The organism is Xanthomonas sp. XNM01 (genome assembly GCF_014851915.1).
Taxonomy (GTDB): domain Bacteria; phylum Pseudomonadota; class Gammaproteobacteria; order Xanthomonadales; family Xanthomonadaceae; genus Pseudoxanthomonas.
The window spans coordinates 1,223,550-1,237,942 of sequence record NZ_JACVAP010000001.1; the positions used below are offsets into that span (position 1 = coordinate 1,223,550).

Here is a 14,393-nt window from a genome sequence, read left to right on the forward strand (position 1 = left end):
CCGCTACGCAAACACGTCCAAGTCCGCGTTCTCACGCGGTTTTTGTCGTCACCATTTCCGCGGGCCGCGCGTGGCCTGCCCAGTCACAGCAGAAGAGAGAAGTCCATGGCGCTGGAGCGCACCCTTTCGATCATCAAGCCGGATGCCGTCGCCAAGAACGTCATCGGCGAGATCTACGCCCGTTTCGAGAAGGCCGGCCTGAAGGTCGTCGCGGCCAAGTATAAGCAGCTGTCGCGCCGCGAGGCCGAGGGCTTCTACGCTGTGCACCGCGAGCGTCCGTTCTTCAACGCGCTGGTCGAGTTCATGATCTCCGGCCCGGTGATGATCCAGGCGCTGGAAGGCGAGAACGCCGTGCTGGCCCACCGCGACCTGCTGGGCGCGACCAACCCGAAGGACGCGGCGCCGGGCACCATCCGCGCCGATTTCGCCGAGTCGATCGACGCCAATGCCGCACACGGTTCGGACTCGGTCGAGAACGCCGCGATCGAAGTCGCGTACTTCTTCGCCGCCACCGAAGTCGTCTCGCGCTGAGCGAAGGTCGAGTGAACCCGTGAACGAGATCGTCCAGGTTCCCAGCGCCACCGGCAGCGATGCCGGTGGCGTCGGCGTGTCCAGGCAGAACCTGCTCGATCTCGATCGCGCCGGGCTGGAGAAGTTCTTCGTCGAGACCCTCGGCGAACAGAAGTTCCGCGCCCATCAGGTGATGAAGTGGGTCCACCACCGCTACGTCACCGATTTCGACCAGATGACCGATCTCGGCAAGGGGTTGCGCGCCAAGCTGCAGCAGCATGCCGAGGTCGTCGTCCCGAACGTCGTGTTCGACAAGCCCTCCGCCGACGGCACCCACAAGTGGCTGCTGGCGATGGGCGTGGATGGCAAGAACGCCATCGAGACCGTCTACATCCCGGACAAGACCCGCGGCACGCTGTGCGTGTCCTCGCAGGTCGGTTGCGGCCTGAACTGCACGTTCTGTTCGACCGCCACCCAGGGTTTCAACCGCAACCTGACCACCGCCGAGATCATCGGCCAGGTCTGGGTCGCCGCCCGCCACCTGGGCAACGTGCCGCACCAGATGCGCCGCCTCACCAACGTGGTGATGATGGGCATGGGCGAGCCGCTGATGAATTTCGACAACGTCGTGCGCGCGATGAGCATCATGCGCGACGACCTGGGCTACGGCCTGGCCAACAAGCGCGTGACCCTGTCGACCTCGGGTCTGGTGCCGCAGATCGACCGCCTGTCCGCCGAGAGCGACGTCTCGCTGGCGGTGTCGCTGCATGCGCCGAACGACGCGCTGCGCGAGACCCTGGTTCCGCTCAACAAGAAGTATCCGATCGCCGAGCTCATGGCTTCGTGCGCGCGTTATCTGCGTGCGAACAAGCGCCGCGAGTCGGTGACCTTCGAATACACGCTGATGAAGGGCATCAACGACCAGCCCGAGCACGCCCGCCAGCTGGCCCGCCTGATGCGCCAGTTCGACAACGCGGTGCAGGCCAAGGATTCGGGCAAGGTCAACCTGATCCCGTTCAATCCCTTCCCCGGCACCCGCTACGAGCGATCCGGCGAAGACGAGATCCGCGCGTTCCAGAAGATCCTGCTCGATTCGCAGGTGCTGACGATGGTGCGCCGGACCCGTGGCGACGACATCGACGCCGCCTGCGGTCAGCTCAAGGGCCAGGTCATGGACCGGACCCGGCGCCAGGCCGAGTTCAACCGCCAGCTCGCCGCCGACAGGGCGGACGGACATGCGGCGGCCTGACCGCGCTTTCCTGGTCATGTTCGCGGGTGCGCTGCTGCTGGCGGCGTGCTCGAAGTCCCCGACACTGAAATCCCCGAAGATCCGCGGCAGCGAGCAGATCGCACCGACGTACCGCTTCGAGGACGACGCGGCGACGCGGCGACGCGTGGAAGTGCGCGAGATGCTGGGCATCGCGGCGCAGCGGCTGTCGATCGGAGACCTTGCCGAAGCGGAAAAGCAGGCGCGAGGCGCGCTGCGGCGTGATCCGGCAGCCGCCGATGGGCACACGCTGCTGGCGGTGATCGCGGATCGTCGTGGTGACTCCGAACAGGCAGGGGCGCATTACCGTCAGGCGGCCGAGCTGGGGCCGTCGCGTGGCGATCTGCTCAACAACTATGGTGCCTGGCTGTGCGGCAACGGTTATCCGGCCGAGGCGCTTGTCTGGTTCGACCGGGCATTGGCGATGCCGGACTATCCGAGTCCCGCTTCGGCCCTGGCCAATGCCGGTGGCTGCGCAGTGCGCAGCGGCCAGCACGAGCGTGCGGAGCGCGATCTCAGGCGCGCGCTCGAACTCGATCCTGGCAATGCGTATGCCCTCGCGAGCATGGCGGAGCTGAGCTACGGCGCAGGCCAGCTGATGCAGGCGCGGGCCTTTGCCCAGCGCAGGCTCGCTGCTGCACCCGCTGACGCATCCGTGTTACAACTCGCCGTCAAGATCGAACAGGGGCTTGGCGACAGGGTGGCCGCCAGCCGATACCACCAGCGGCTCAGGGAGGAGTTCCCGCAGGCCGTTCTTGTCAAATCCGGGGAAGATCCAGGGTGATCCAAGATTCCAATGCGCACGACCGGGAGGATGCCCGGGGGGGCGGTCGCCTGCTTCGGGAAGCACGCGAGGCGGCCGGCCTGACGATCCAGGAGGCGGCGGCGCGCGTTCGCATGCCGGTGCACGTGGTCGAGGCGCTCGAGCGTGGCGACTGGGCCGGCATCGGGGCGCCGGTGTTCGTGCGTGGTCAGCTGCGCAGCTACGCGCGCCTGCTGAAGTTCGATCTGGAGCCGATGCTGCGGACCGAAGTGGCGCCCGTGGTTCCGGTCGATCTGGTCAGTCACACGCATACGCCGCGCTATCAGCGCGTCATCGAGAGCATCGGCCGGCGCGCGGTCTATGTGGTGATCACCGCGGCGATCGCGGTGCCGGTCTGGTTCACCACGCGCTCGCATTTCGCCGAGGCGCCGCCGAGCATGGCTTCGCTGGATGCATTGCCGGAGACCACCGGCAGCGCGGTCACGCCGGCGTCGCTGCCGGCACCGCCGCCCGTGGTGCCCGCATCGCAGCCGCAGGACCAGGCGCCATACGTGGCTTCACTGGCGCCGCAGGCGACGCGTTCGCCGCCGCCGGTGGCCGCTTCCGCCGCCGGGCTGGAGCTGGTCTTCCAGGGGGACAGCTGGATGCAGGCGAGCGGCGCCGACGGGCAGACCGTCGAGCAGGGGCTGATGCGGGCCGGGGATTCGCGCACCTTCCAGGCTGGCGATGTCGCACGCGTGGTTCTGGGCAATGCGTCCGCAGTACGCGTTCAGCAAGCGGGCAGTATCGTGGACCTGACGCCGTACCAGAGGGCGAACGTCGCGCGCTTTGCGGTATCCTCTGACGGATCCGTCGCTCCGGCCGAATAGGTCGCAGCCCGGTCCACATCTCAATGGAACAATCACCCGGTGCCTTGGGCATCGGGCAGGACTTTGCATGGCAATCGACGACCTTCTGGACGAGCACGAGCAGGGCGAACGCGTCCGCAGCTGGCTGCGCAGCAACGCACTGAGCATCGTGGGTGGCGTGGCACTGGGCATCGCGGCGATCTATGGGTGGCAGTGGTGGCAGGGCAGCAGTGCCCGTGAGGACCAGCAGGCCCACGCCGCATACGAGCAGGCGCTCAAGCAGGTCGACGCCGGTGGCGACGATCCGGCCGCGGCGCTGGCCGGCCATGAAGGCATCTATGCCGACCTCGCCGGCCTGCGCGTGGCGAAGGCGCAGGTCGAGGCGGGCAAGCTGGACGAGGCGATCGCCACGCTGCGCGGCCTGTCGGTCGAGCCTTCGCTCAAGCCGGTGGTCGATCTGCGCCTGGCGCAGCTGCTGACCGCGACCGGCAAGCACGACGAGGCGATCGCGCTGCTGGCCCAGAGTTCCGATGGCGCCGGGCTCGAAGTCCGTGGCGATGCGCTGGTGGCCGCTGGCAAGCGTGACGAGGCCAGGGATGCCTACACCAAGGCCTTGTCCACGCTGGATGTGGCCGCTCCCGAGCGCCGCCGGGTCGAACTGAAGCTGGAAGACGTCGGCGGCCAGGTGCCGGAGCCGGTGGAATCGATCTGATGAGGCAGGTGAACATGTTCAAGCGCATTGCCTTCGTGCTGGCCGCTACCGCGATGCTCGCGGGCTGCAGTACGGTCAAGGGCTGGTTTGCAGGCAAGGATGCGGAGGCCAAGAAGCTGGCCGAGCCGGCGGAACTGGTGAAGTTCGAGCCGTCGGTCCGTGTGTCCAAGCTCTGGTCGAGCGGCTTGGGCGATGGCGAGCAGCGCGTCGGTGCGCGTCAGGTTCCGGCCGTGGCCGATGGTCGCGTGTATGCCGCGGCCGGCGAGGGCAGCGTCTTCGCGCTGGACCTGCAGACCGGCAAGGAAGTCTGGCGCTACCGCGCCGACAAGAAGGAAGAGCTGCGTCTGGTCGGCGGCCCGGGTGCCGGTGCCGGCCTAGTCGTGGTCGGCGGGCTGTCTGGCGTGGTGATCGCGCTCGATGCCGAGACCGGCAACGAGCGCTGGCGCGCGAAGGTGACCAGCGAAGTCATCGTCGCGCCCGCCGTGTCGCAGGGCCTGGTATTCGTGCGCAGCAACGATGGTCGCGTCACCGCCTTCGATGCAGCCTCCGGCGAGCGCCGCTGGTTCAACGACCGCGAGCTGCCGAGCCTGACCGTGCGTGGCAACGCACCGTTGACCGTGGGCCCGGGCGTGCTGCTGGTCGGCAACGACGACGGCACCATGAGCGCCGCCGGCCTCAACGATGGCCGCACCCTGTGGGACGTGCCGGTCGGCCTGCCGGAAGGCCGGACCGAACTGGAGCGCATGGCCGATGTGGATGGCGCCCCGTTGATCGAGGGCAGCCGCATCTACGCCAGCAGCTTCCGCAAGCGCACCATCGCGATCGACGGCCCGAGCGGGCGTCCGATGTGGCAGAGCGATCATGGCGGCGGTGGCGGCATGGGCATCACCTCGTCCAGCGTGCTGGTGTCGGACAACGGTGGCGTCGTCTACGGGCTGGACAAGAACACCGGTGTCGCCACGTGGTCGCAGCCGGCGCTGGCGCGCCGCTCGCTGACCGGCGTGGCGGTGCATGGCGATTACGCCGTGGTCGCCGATTTCGATGGCTACGTGCACTGGCTGCGCCTGAGCGATGGCGAACTGGCCGCGCGCGAACGCGCCGGCCGCAAGCCGATCAAGGGCCAGCCGATCTCGGTCGACGGCATCCTGCTGGTGCAGAACGTCGAAGGCGGCCTGACCGCGTTCCGGTTCGCCGACTGATTCGCCGGATGCGAAAGGGAGTACCACCATGCTGCCGCTGGTCGCACTGGTAGGACGGCCGAATGTCGGCAAGTCCACGTTGTTCAATGCGCTGACGCGCAGCCGCGACGCCCTGGTTCACGACGAACCGGGCGTCACCCGTGACCGTAACTACGGGGTCTGCCGCCTCGATCCCGACCAGCCGTTCCTGCTGGTCGACACCGGCGGCATCGCCGGCGAGGAAGAAGGGCTGGCCGGCGCCACCGCGCGCCAGTCGCGTGCGGCGGCCGAAGAGGCCGATCTGATCCTGTTCGTCGTCGATGGCCGTGAAGGCACCTCCGCGCTGGACGATGAGATCCTGGCCTGGCTGCGCAAGCTCTCGCGGCCGACCCTGCTTGTCATCAACAAGATCGACGGCACGTTCGAGGAAGCCGTGCGCGGCGAGTTCGCGCGCTACGGCTTCTCCGACATGCTCGCGGTGTCCGCCGCGCACCGCCAGGGCCTGGACGACCTGCACGAGGAAATCCTGCAGCGCATGCCCGAAGAGGGCAGCGGCGAGGTGCTGGACAGCGATCCGAACCGGCTGCGCGTGGCCTTCGTCGGCCGCCCGAACGTGGGCAAGTCGACCCTGGTCAACCGCCTGCTCGGCGAGGAGCGGATGATCGCCTCCGAAGTGCCGGGGACCACGCGCGATTCGATCGCCGCCGACCTCGAGCGCGACGGGCGCCTGTACCGCCTGATCGACACCGCCGGCATCCGCCGCCGCGGCAAGGTCGAGGAAGCGGTCGAGAAGTTCAGCGTGGTCAAGACCATGCAGGCGATCGAGCGCTGCCAGGTGGCGGTGCTGATGCTGGACGCGGGCGAGGGCGTGACCGACCAGGACGCGACCGTGCTCGGCGCGGTGCTCGATGCCGGCCGTGCGCTGGTGATCGGCGTCAACAAGTGGGACGGGCTGACCCAGTACCAGCGCGAGCAGGCCGAGGCGATGCTGGTGCGCAAGCTGGCGTTCGTGCCGTGGGCCGAGCCGGTGCGGATCTCCGCCAAGCACGGTTCGGGCCTGCGCGAGCTGTTCCGCGCGATCCACCGCGCGCACGATTCGGCGATGCGCAGCTTCAGCACCAGCGAAGTCAACAAGGCGCTGGAGATCGCCTACGAGACCAATCCGCCGCCGAGCATCCGCGGCCACGTCTCCAAGCTGCGCTACGTGCATCCGGGCGGCGAGAACCCGCCGACCTTCATCATCCACGGCACCCGCCTGAAGGTGCTGCCGGAATCGTACAAGCGCTATCTGGAGAACTTCTTCCGCAAGCGCTTCAAGCTGGTCGGCACGCCGGTGCGGATGCTGTTCCGCGAAGGCGCCAACCCCTACGAGGGGAAGAAGAACGAGCTGACCGAGCGCCAGATCGCCAAGAAGCGGCGTCTGATCCGCCACGTCAAGCGCGGCAAGTGAGCGCGGCGGTCGCGGCCGCCGACATCACCCTGGGCCTGCTGGCCGGCGGCCGTGGCAGCCGGCTAGGCGGTGCCGACAAGGCCTGGCTGGAGCGCGACGGCATCCCGCAGGTGCTGCGCCTGGCCCGGCGTTTTCCGGGCGAGACCGGACCTGTGCTGGTCAGTGCCAATCGCGACCTCGGGCGGCATGACGCGGCCGGCCTGACTGCGCTGCCCGATCGCCTGCCGGCCGACAGCGGTCCGCTGGCCGGGATCGAGGCGATCCTGGCGGCCTGCACCACACCGTGGCTGCTGACCCTGCCGGTTGATCTGTTCGACGTGAACGACTGCCTAGTGCGCAGCCTGCTGGCCGGACGCAGCGAAGCTGGCACGTACGCCGAGGACGACGACGGCCCGCAGCCGCTGGTCGCGCTGTACCGCTGCGAGCTGCTGCGTGCGGCGCTGCCCGGGGCGATCGCGTCAGGCGAACTGGCGCCGCGACGCCTGCAGGCGCTGCTTGGGCTGGCCCGCGTGCGCCTGCCCGGAGTCCGGTTCGGCAATCTCAACACTCCACAGGATCTGGCCGCGGCCCGGATCGCCCTGCCAGCGAGGGACATGCCATGACCACCAGCGCCTTTCCGACCCGGATCGGCTTTCCCGAAGCGCTTGCGATCGTGCAGGCCGTCGCCGCGCGGCGACGCACCGAGATCGAGACGATCGCGATCCGGCGTGCCGATGGGCGCGTGCTGGCCGAGGACATCGTCGCGCCGGTGGCACTGCCACCGTTCGACAACAGTGCGATGGATGGCTTCGCGCTGCGCCATGCGGATGTCGGCGATGCCGGGGGGGAACTGGTACTGGCGGGCGAGCAGTTCGCCGGCCCGGATCTGGGTCTGGTGCTGGCGCCCGGCCAGTGCGTGCGGATCACCACCGGCGCGCCGCTGCCCGAAGGCGCGGACACCATCCTGATCAAGGAGAGCGCCGGCGCGCGCGACGGCCGCGTGCTGGTGCCGGCGGGACTGAAGCCCGGCGCCAACGTGCGTCGGCGGGCCGAGGACGTTGCGGTCGGCGATCCGGTGCTGCGCGCTGGCGACGTGCTGACCCCGTCGCGGATCGGCCTGGCGGCCTCGCTGGGCCTGGACCGGCTGCCGGTCGCGGCGCGGCCGACGGTGGCGGTGTTCGCCAGCGGCGACGAGCTGGTCGAGCCGGGCATGCCGCTCGGTCCGGGCCAGGTCTACAACAGCAATCGCGACCAGCTGATGGCGCAGCTGCGCCTGCTCGGTCTGGAGCCGGTCGCCTGGCCCACGCTGCCGGACGAGCCGGCGCTGATCGAGGCGATGCTGCGCGATGCGGTCGCCAGCTTCGATGTCGTCCTGACCTGCGGCGGCGTCTCGGCCGGCGAGAAGGACCACCTGCCGCGCTGGTTGCAGGCGCAGGGCCGGATCCATTTCTGGAAGGTGCGGATGCGGCCGGGCATGCCGGTGCTGTTCGGCGAGGCCGACCGTGCGCTAGTGCTGGGCCTGCCGGGCAATCCGGTGTCGGTGCTGGCGACCTTCACCGCGCTGGGCCGCAGCCTGATCGATGCGCTGCAGGGCCGCGCCGAGCCGCGACCACGCTGGCGCGCGCGGCTGGCCGCGCCCTGGAACAAGAAGCACGAGCGGCTGGAGTTCCTGCGAGGGCGGTTGGCGCAGGACGAGGATGCGGTACTGCGGGTCGACCCGAATCCTGCCGACGGCTCGCACCGGCTGCGTGCGGCCGCCGACAGCGACGTGCTGATCGTGCTGGACGAGGGCATCCGTGAGTTCGCGGCTGGCGAGCTGGTCGAGGTCGTACCTTACTGAGTGCTTGTCCGCTGCCTGTGTGACAGGTGTTTCTGGAGTCGCGGAGACGGCCAGAGGCCGATGATCGCCCACATGGCGCGGAGGCATTCCCGGACTGTGCTGGCGTCTGGTCGCCGGGCCCATTGAGGGGGTAACTCCGGCATGACGCCGCTGTCTCGCTCGTAGAGTCGAGTTTGCTCGACTGCGGCCTGCGCTGGAAACCATCCCGGTCGCAGGACGTTCGCCGGGACCTCCCAACCGGGCAGGCCGGATGTCGCGTGCCTCTGTCCATCCGCTGCTCTGGTCGTTGCGCCTGCCACCGGCCAGTCCGCTGCCTGCGGTGTGCCAGTGCCCGGCGTTGAATCCCTTCAGGGACCGGCAGTCCATGTGGTCCGGGCGATGCGCGGACATTGCCGAAGCGGTGCGCTCCCCGCTGACTGGATGCCCGAACCAATCAGTATCGGCACGACATACGCGCCGGCCGGGCAACCTGCTCGCGCAGGAACAGGCGACATCAGCCAGACGTGGCCGGCTCGCCTGGCCAGGCCTGGCGGTCAAGGCATCACCGCAACAGGACGCAGTGTCCGTGACGATTCCGGTCTCCGCTGCTTTCGCCGCGTTGGCGCTCGACCGATAATCCGCCCATGTCCAACCCCGAACTCAGCCCGCAGCAGGCGCTCGAACGCCTGCGCCAGGGTGTCGTCCTGATCGATGTCCGCGAGGCCCACGAACGCGCCGGCGGCATGGCCGAGGGCGCGCGCGGCATCGCCAAGGGCGATCTGCTGGCCGACCCGGCGGCGCATCTGCCCGGCATGGAGCAGCCGGTGCTGCTGATCTGCCAGACCGGCAAGCGCTCGCTGGATGCGGCCGCCGCGCTGGCGGAGGCCGGCTGGTCCGGTGCCGTCTCCGTCGCAGGCGGCACGGTGGCCTGGCGCACGCAGGGACTGCCGCTGGTGCAGCCGCTGGCCAGCGCCGAAGAGCGCGATTTCTACGACCGCTACGCCCGCCATCTGCTGCTGCCGCAGGTCGGCGAAGCCGGCCAGCGTGCGCTGCAGCGTGCGCGGGTGCTGGTCGTCGGCGCCGGTGGACTGGGCGCGCCGGCCGGGTTCTATCTGGCCGCCGCCGGCGTCGGCCACCTGCGCATCGTCGATGACGACCGGGTCGAGCGCAGCAACCTGCACCGGCAGATCGTCCACACCGATGCCAGCATCGGCTCGCCCAAGGTCGACTCGGCGCGCGCGCGCCTGCTGGCGCTCAATCCGGGCATCGCCGTCGAGGCGATCGCCGAGCGGGTGAGCTCGGCCAACATCGATGCATTGATGGACGGCGTGGACGTGGTGCTGGATGGCTCGGACAATTTCCCGCTGCGCTATCTGCTCAACGACGCCTGCATCAAGCACGGAAAACCGGTCGTGTACGCGGCGATCGAGCGCTTCGAGGGGCAGGTGAGCGTGTTCGACGCCGGTCGTCGGCGTGGTGAGGCGCCGTGCTACCGCTGCCTGTTCCCGGAGCCGCCGCCGCCGGAGTTCGCACCGAACTGCTCGGAAGCCGGCGTGCTCGGTGTGCTGCCTGGCCTGGCCGGCGTGCTGCAGGCCACCGAGGTGCTGAAGCTGCTGCTGGACATCGGCCAGCCGCTGAGCGGGCGCCTGCTGCAGTTCGATGCGCTGTCGATGCGCTTCCGCGAGACCCGGCTGGCGCCGGACCCGGACTGCGCGGTCTGCGCGCCGGGCCGGCCGTTCCCCGGCTACATCGACTACGCGGCATTCTGCGCGGCCGGCTGAATCGCGCCGTCTGCGCGGACCAGCACGGCGGTACATGGCATTCCCGGCCGGTCATGGCAGGGTCGAGGGTTTGAATCGAACGTCGGCCCGCAAGGGCGGCCGTCATCAGTGGAGAAGTGGCATGGCGGTCGAAGGCGGCGCGGGCAGTGAACTGGTGAAGGTGGTCGCGCTGCTCGGCGCGGCGGTGGTGATGGTGCCGATCTTCCGAAGGCTGGGCCTGGGCTCGGTACTTGGCTATCTGGCCGCGGGCCTGATCATCGGCCCGTTCGGCTTCGGCTGGTTCTCAGATCCGCAGGCGATCCTGCACGTGGCCGAACTGGGCGTGGTGATGTTCCTGTTCGTGATCGGCCTGGAGATGCGGCCCTCGCACCTGTGGAGCCTGCGTGGTGAGATCTTCGGCCTGGGCGCGCTGCAGATCGGCGTGTGCACGCTGGTGCTGACCGGCGTGGCCCTGCTGCTGGGCTTCAGCCCGCCGGTGGCCTTCGTCGGCGCGGCCGGCTTCGTGCTGACCTCGACCGCGATCGTGATGCAGCTGCTCAGCGAACGCGGGGACATCGCCCTGCCGCGTGGGCAGAAGATCGTCTCGGTGCTGCTGTTCGAGGATCTGCTGATCGTGCCGCTGCTGGCGCTGGTCGCCTTCATGTCGCCGCTGCCCTCCGATACCGCCGAGGGCTCGCGCTGGATGGGCGTGCTGGTCGGCATCGGCGCGCTGGCCGGCCTGGTCGCCGCCGGCATCTGGCTGCTCAATCCGCTGTTCCGGCTGCTGGCCGCGGCCAAGGCGCGCGAGGTGATGACCGCCGCGGCGCTGCTGGTGGTGCTGGGCGCGGCGCTGCTGATGGACATCGGCGGGCTGTCGATGGCGATGGGCGCATTCCTGGCCGGCGTGCTGCTGTCCGAATCGACCTTCCGCCACCAGCTGGAAGCCGACATCGAGCCGTTCCGCGGGATCCTGCTGGGGCTGTTCTTCCTCGGCGTCGGCATGGCCCTGGACCTGGCCGTGGTCGCCGCGAACTGGCCGCTGATCGTCGCCGGCGTGCTGGCGATGATGGCGGCCAAGGCGGCCTGCATCTACGCGGTCGCGCGGATCATGCGCAGCCCGCACGGCGAGGCGCTGGACCGGGCGGTGCTGATGGCCCAGGGCGGCGAGTTCGCCTTCGTGCTGTTCGCCGCGGCGCTGGCGGCCGGGGTGATCGACGCGACCATCAACGCCAACCTGACTGCGATCGTGGTGCTGTCGATGGCGCTGACCCCGCTGGTCGTCCTGGTGGTCAAGCGTTTCGTGCGCACCGCGCAGGCACCGTCGCTGGAAGGCGTGGACGTGGTCGACGGACAGTCCGGCAGCGTGCTGATCATCGGCTTCGGCCGCTTCGGCCAGGTGATGAGCCAGGCACTGCTGGCGCGCGATGTCGACGTGACCATCATCGACACCGACATCGAGATGATCCAGAGCGCCGGCGAGTTCGGGTTCAAGGTCTATTACGGCGACGGCACCCGGCTGGACGTGCTGCATGCCTCGGGCGCGCACACCGCACGCGCGATCGCCGTCTGCGTCGACAACCGCGCCGCGGCCAACCAGATCGCCGAACTGTGCGGGCACGAGTTCCCGCAGGCCAAGGTGCTGGTGCGTGCGTTCGACCGCGAGCATGCGCTGGAACTGGTGGCGCTGGATGTCGAGTACCACATCCGCGAGACCTTCGAGTCGGCGGTGCGCTTCGGCCAGGCCGCACTGGAGGCGCTGGGCGTGGATGCCGAGGAGGCGGCCGCGGTGTCCGAGGAGGTGCGGCGACTGGATGGCGAGCGCTTCGACCTGGAAGTGGCGGCCGGCGATGTCCGTGCGGGACGTTCGCTGCTGATCGGCAACACCGCGCCGGCCACGCCGACGCCGTTCACCACGCCACGGCGGGCCTCGCGCCGGCTGGACGCCAGCGGCGCGGTCATCGTGGAGCCCGGCGAGCCTCGTTGAGATGGCGTCGCCGCGGCACGGGTCGCCGTGGCGACGGCGGCCGCACGGCAGCGATCAGCGGAAGAACCCGATCAACGCCTGCGCGTAGCGCGGATCATCCGACAGGTCGTTGTGGCCTGCGGCGGGAAAGTCGACCACCTCGGCATGGGGCAGCACCGCGAGCAGGCGGTCGGTGTTGCCCGGCGGCACCACCGTGTCGCGGCCGGCACGCAGCACCAGCACCGGCCCGGCGTAATCCTGCAGCCAGGTCGACGACGGATAGCGCTCGCTGGCCAGCCAGCGCACCGGCAGCCACGGGTAGTGGGCCTGGCCGACCGCGGCGAGGCTGTCGAACGGGGTGATCAAGGCCAGCCGGTCGACCTCGCGCTGCGCGGCGACCCAGGCGGCGACCCCGCTGCCGAGGCTGCGCCCGACCACGCCGATCCGCCCGTCCGGATGTCTGCGGCGGACCTCGTCGTACACCGCCAGCGCATCGCCCAGCAGGGCCTGTTCGCCGGGCGTGCCATCGCTGGCGCCGTAGCCGGGGTGGGCGACCAGATAGACGCTGCGGCCCTCGAACCAGGCCGCGAACGGCCCGCGCCAGCCCTCGATCCGCTCGGCGTTGCCGCCGAAGTAGAGCAGGGCGTCATGCCGGCCGGGATCGACGGTCCAGCCGCGCAGGGTGACCGCCGGCCCGCGTTCCAGGGCGAAATCGGTGCCGTCGACCGCGGCCCGGGTCAGGCCCGGGTGGTAGATCATGGCGCGCTGCTGGGTGTACAGCAGCGCGCAGATCGCGGCGTAGCCGAGGACGACGATGCCGAGCGCGACGGCCAGCACGCGCAGGCTCCGGCGCCGTTCAGCCATGGCGCTGGAGCGCGGCCTCGAACGCGGCCAGCTGCTCGGGCGTGGCGTCCTGCTGGTGCAGCGCCTTCCACTCGGCGAAGGGCATGCCGTAGACGCGTTCGCGGGCCTGCTCCTTGTCCAGCGCGATGCCGGCCTCGGCCGCGGCCTCGCGGTACCAGTCGCCCAGGCAGTTGCGGCAGAAGCCGGCCAGGATCATCAGGTCGATGTTCTGCACGTCCGGGCGCTGCACGTTCAGGTGGTCCAGCAGGCGGCGGAAGGCGGCGGCCTCGATCCGGGTGATGGTGTCGTCCTGCATGCGTGGCTATCTCGGGGGAGTGGAAATCGGGGACAATGGCCGACTCTACACCGTCGCCACACCCCCGATCCCGATGACCGCACGCATCCTCGATGGCCGCCGCGTGGCCGAAGACCTGCTCGATGAACTCAAGGTCCGCGTCGATGCGCGGCTGGAGCGCGGCCTCTCGCGGCCCGGTCTGGCGGTGGTGCTGGTCGGCGAGGATCCGGCCTCGGCCGTGTACGTGCGCAACAAGCGCCGTGCCGCCGAGAAGGTCGGCATCGAGGCGTTCGACTACGACCTGCCGGCCGGCACCTCCGAGGCCGAGATTCTGGCCCTGATCGACCAGCTCAATGCCGATCCGAAGATCCACGGCATCCTGGTCCAGCTGCCGTTGCCGGGCATTCCGGACGCGACCGCGCTGATCCACCGGATCGATCCGCGCAAGGATGTCGACGGCTTCCATCCGGAGAACGTCGGCCATCTGGCGCTGCGCCAGTTCGGCCTGCGACCGTGCACGCCGCGCGGGATCATGACCCTGCTGGCCCATACCGACCGCCCGGTGCGCGGCCGCAACGCGACCATCGTCGGGGTCAGCAACCATGTCGGCCGGCCGATGGGGCTGGAGCTGCTGATCGCAGGCTGCACCGTGACCAGCTGCCACAAGTTCACCCCGGCCGACGTGCTGGAACAGGCGGTGCGCAACGCCGACATCCTGGTGGTCGCGGTCGGCCGGCCGGGCATCGTGCCGGGCGAGTGGGTCAAGCCGGGCGCCGTGGTGATCGACGTCGGCATCAACCGGATCGAGGACGGCCGCCTGGTCGGTGACGTCGGCTTCGATGCCGCCGCCGAACGCGCGGCCTGGATCACGCCGGTGCCGGGTGGCGTCGGCCCGATGACCGTGGCCACGCTGATGCAGAACACCATCGAGGCGGTGGAAGCGGCCGGCTGAACGCGCCCCGCATACCTCGCGCAGTCGCGCATCGCGGCGGCTTCACGACGCACT

Annotated in this window: 14 protein-coding genes; 12 read left to right on the top strand and 2 right to left on the bottom strand. The window is 69.8% G+C overall.

The genetic code is table 11. The features are described 5' to 3' along the window. The first annotated feature begins 105 nt into the window (after positions 1–105). The 11 genes from ndk to IB242_RS05620 all read left to right on the top strand — a co-directional run bounded on the left by ndk (position 106) and on the right by IB242_RS05620 (position 12,270). Complete coding sequence (ndk, locus tag IB242_RS05570; RefSeq protein WP_125360526.1) at positions 106–531, top strand: nucleoside-diphosphate kinase; 426 nt, start codon at positions 106–108, stop codon at positions 529–531. Between the two features lie 76 nt (positions 532–607). Next, entirely contained in the window at positions 608–1,759 is a 1,152-nt protein-coding gene (gene rlmN, locus IB242_RS05575) for a 23S rRNA (adenine(2503)-C(2))-methyltransferase RlmN (protein WP_192277766.1), read from the top strand. Beyond that, positions 1,746–2,561: a type IV pilus biogenesis/stability protein PilW gene (gene pilW, locus IB242_RS05580; RefSeq protein ID WP_192276672.1), complete on the top strand. Its 816-nt coding sequence runs from the start codon at positions 1,746–1,748 to the stop codon at positions 2,559–2,561. Before rlmN ends, pilW begins: the two co-directional genes overlap by 14 nt. Further along, a complete protein-coding gene (locus IB242_RS05585) occupies positions 2,558–3,409 on the top strand; it encodes a helix-turn-helix domain-containing protein (RefSeq protein ID WP_192276675.1) in 852 nt (283 codons plus the stop codon). The genes pilW and IB242_RS05585 overlap by 4 nt, the downstream gene beginning before the upstream one ends. 67 nt (positions 3,410–3,476) lie before the next feature. After that, positions 3,477–4,100: a tetratricopeptide repeat protein gene (locus IB242_RS05590; protein WP_192276678.1), complete on the top strand. Its 624-nt coding sequence runs from the start codon at positions 3,477–3,479 to the stop codon at positions 4,098–4,100. Further along, a complete protein-coding gene (gene bamB, locus IB242_RS05595; protein ID WP_192276681.1) occupies positions 4,100–5,299 on the top strand; it encodes an outer membrane protein assembly factor BamB in 1,200 nt (399 codons plus the stop codon). Before IB242_RS05590 ends, bamB begins: the two co-directional genes overlap by 1 nt. A gap of 28 nt (positions 5,300–5,327) precedes the next feature. Continuing rightward, positions 5,328–6,728, top strand: a complete 1,401-nt coding sequence (gene der / locus IB242_RS05600) for a ribosome biogenesis GTPase Der (RefSeq protein WP_192276684.1) — start codon at positions 5,328–5,330, stop codon at positions 6,726–6,728. Beyond that, positions 6,725–7,330, top strand: coding sequence for an NTP transferase domain-containing protein (locus IB242_RS05605; RefSeq protein ID WP_192276687.1), 606 nt, complete (start codon positions 6,725–6,727; stop codon positions 7,328–7,330). The genes der and IB242_RS05605 overlap by 4 nt, the downstream gene beginning before the upstream one ends. After that, positions 7,327–8,547 (top strand): gephyrin-like molybdotransferase Glp, encoded by a 1,221-nt coding sequence (gene glp / locus IB242_RS05610; RefSeq protein WP_192276690.1) that lies wholly within the window; start codon positions 7,327–7,329, stop codon positions 8,545–8,547. The genes IB242_RS05605 and glp overlap by 4 nt, the downstream gene beginning before the upstream one ends. A 623-nt stretch (positions 8,548–9,170) precedes the next feature. Then, entirely contained in the window at positions 9,171–10,307 is a 1,137-nt protein-coding gene (gene moeB, locus IB242_RS05615) for a molybdopterin-synthase adenylyltransferase MoeB (protein WP_192276693.1), read from the top strand. Positions 10,308–10,428: 121 nt separating this feature from the next. Further along, positions 10,429–12,270, top strand: a complete 1,842-nt coding sequence (locus IB242_RS05620; RefSeq protein WP_192276696.1) for a monovalent cation:proton antiporter-2 (CPA2) family protein — start codon at positions 10,429–10,431, stop codon at positions 12,268–12,270. Between the two features lie 54 nt (positions 12,271–12,324). Here the strand turns inward: IB242_RS05620 and IB242_RS05625 are convergent, their stop codons facing one another. Further along, positions 12,325–13,086, bottom strand: a complete 762-nt coding sequence (locus tag IB242_RS05625) for an alpha/beta fold hydrolase (protein ID WP_343237089.1) — start codon at positions 13,084–13,086, stop codon at positions 12,325–12,327. A gap of 19 nt (positions 13,087–13,105) precedes the next feature. Then, a complete protein-coding gene (locus IB242_RS05630; protein ID WP_192276700.1) occupies positions 13,106–13,408 on the bottom strand; it encodes a DUF1244 domain-containing protein in 303 nt (100 codons plus the stop codon). Positions 13,409–13,481: 73 nt separating this feature from the next. On the opposite strand from IB242_RS05630, the gene folD reads away from it, so the two are divergent. Next, on the top strand, positions 13,482–14,339 hold the full coding sequence (folD, locus tag IB242_RS05635) for a bifunctional methylenetetrahydrofolate dehydrogenase/methenyltetrahydrofolate cyclohydrolase FolD (protein ID WP_192276702.1): 858 nt from the start codon (positions 13,482–13,484) through the stop codon (positions 14,337–14,339). Positions 14,340–14,393: the final 54 nt, after the last annotated feature.

What these genes read in the sequence shown, in the direction of transcription:
- moeB (WP_192276693.1), top strand. Translation starts at nt 9,171, where the DNA reads ATGTCCAACCCCGAACTCAGCCCGCAGCAGGCGCTCGAACGCCTGCGC.
- der (WP_192276684.1), top strand. Translation starts at nt 5,328, where the DNA reads ATGCTGCCGCTGGTCGCACTGGTAGGACGGCCGAATGTCGGCAAGTCC.
- IB242_RS05590 (WP_192276678.1), top strand. Translation starts at nt 3,477, where the DNA reads ATGGCAATCGACGACCTTCTGGACGAGCACGAGCAGGGCGAACGCGTC.
- ndk (WP_125360526.1), top strand. Translation starts at nt 106, where the DNA reads ATGGCGCTGGAGCGCACCCTTTCGATCATCAAGCCGGATGCCGTCGCC.
- glp (WP_192276690.1), top strand. Translation starts at nt 7,327, where the DNA reads ATGACCACCAGCGCCTTTCCGACCCGGATCGGCTTTCCCGAAGCGCTT.
- IB242_RS05630 (WP_192276700.1), bottom strand. Translation starts at nt 13,408, where the DNA reads ATGCAGGACGACACCATCACCCGGATCGAGGCCGCCGCCTTCCGCCGC.
- pilW (WP_192276672.1), top strand. Translation starts at nt 1,746, where the DNA reads ATGCGGCGGCCTGACCGCGCTTTCCTGGTCATGTTCGCGGGTGCGCTG.
- IB242_RS05620 (WP_192276696.1), top strand. Translation starts at nt 10,429, where the DNA reads ATGGCGGTCGAAGGCGGCGCGGGCAGTGAACTGGTGAAGGTGGTCGCG.
- folD (WP_192276702.1), top strand. Translation starts at nt 13,482, where the DNA reads ATGACCGCACGCATCCTCGATGGCCGCCGCGTGGCCGAAGACCTGCTC.
- bamB (WP_192276681.1), top strand. Translation starts at nt 4,100, where the DNA reads ATGAGGCAGGTGAACATGTTCAAGCGCATTGCCTTCGTGCTGGCCGCT.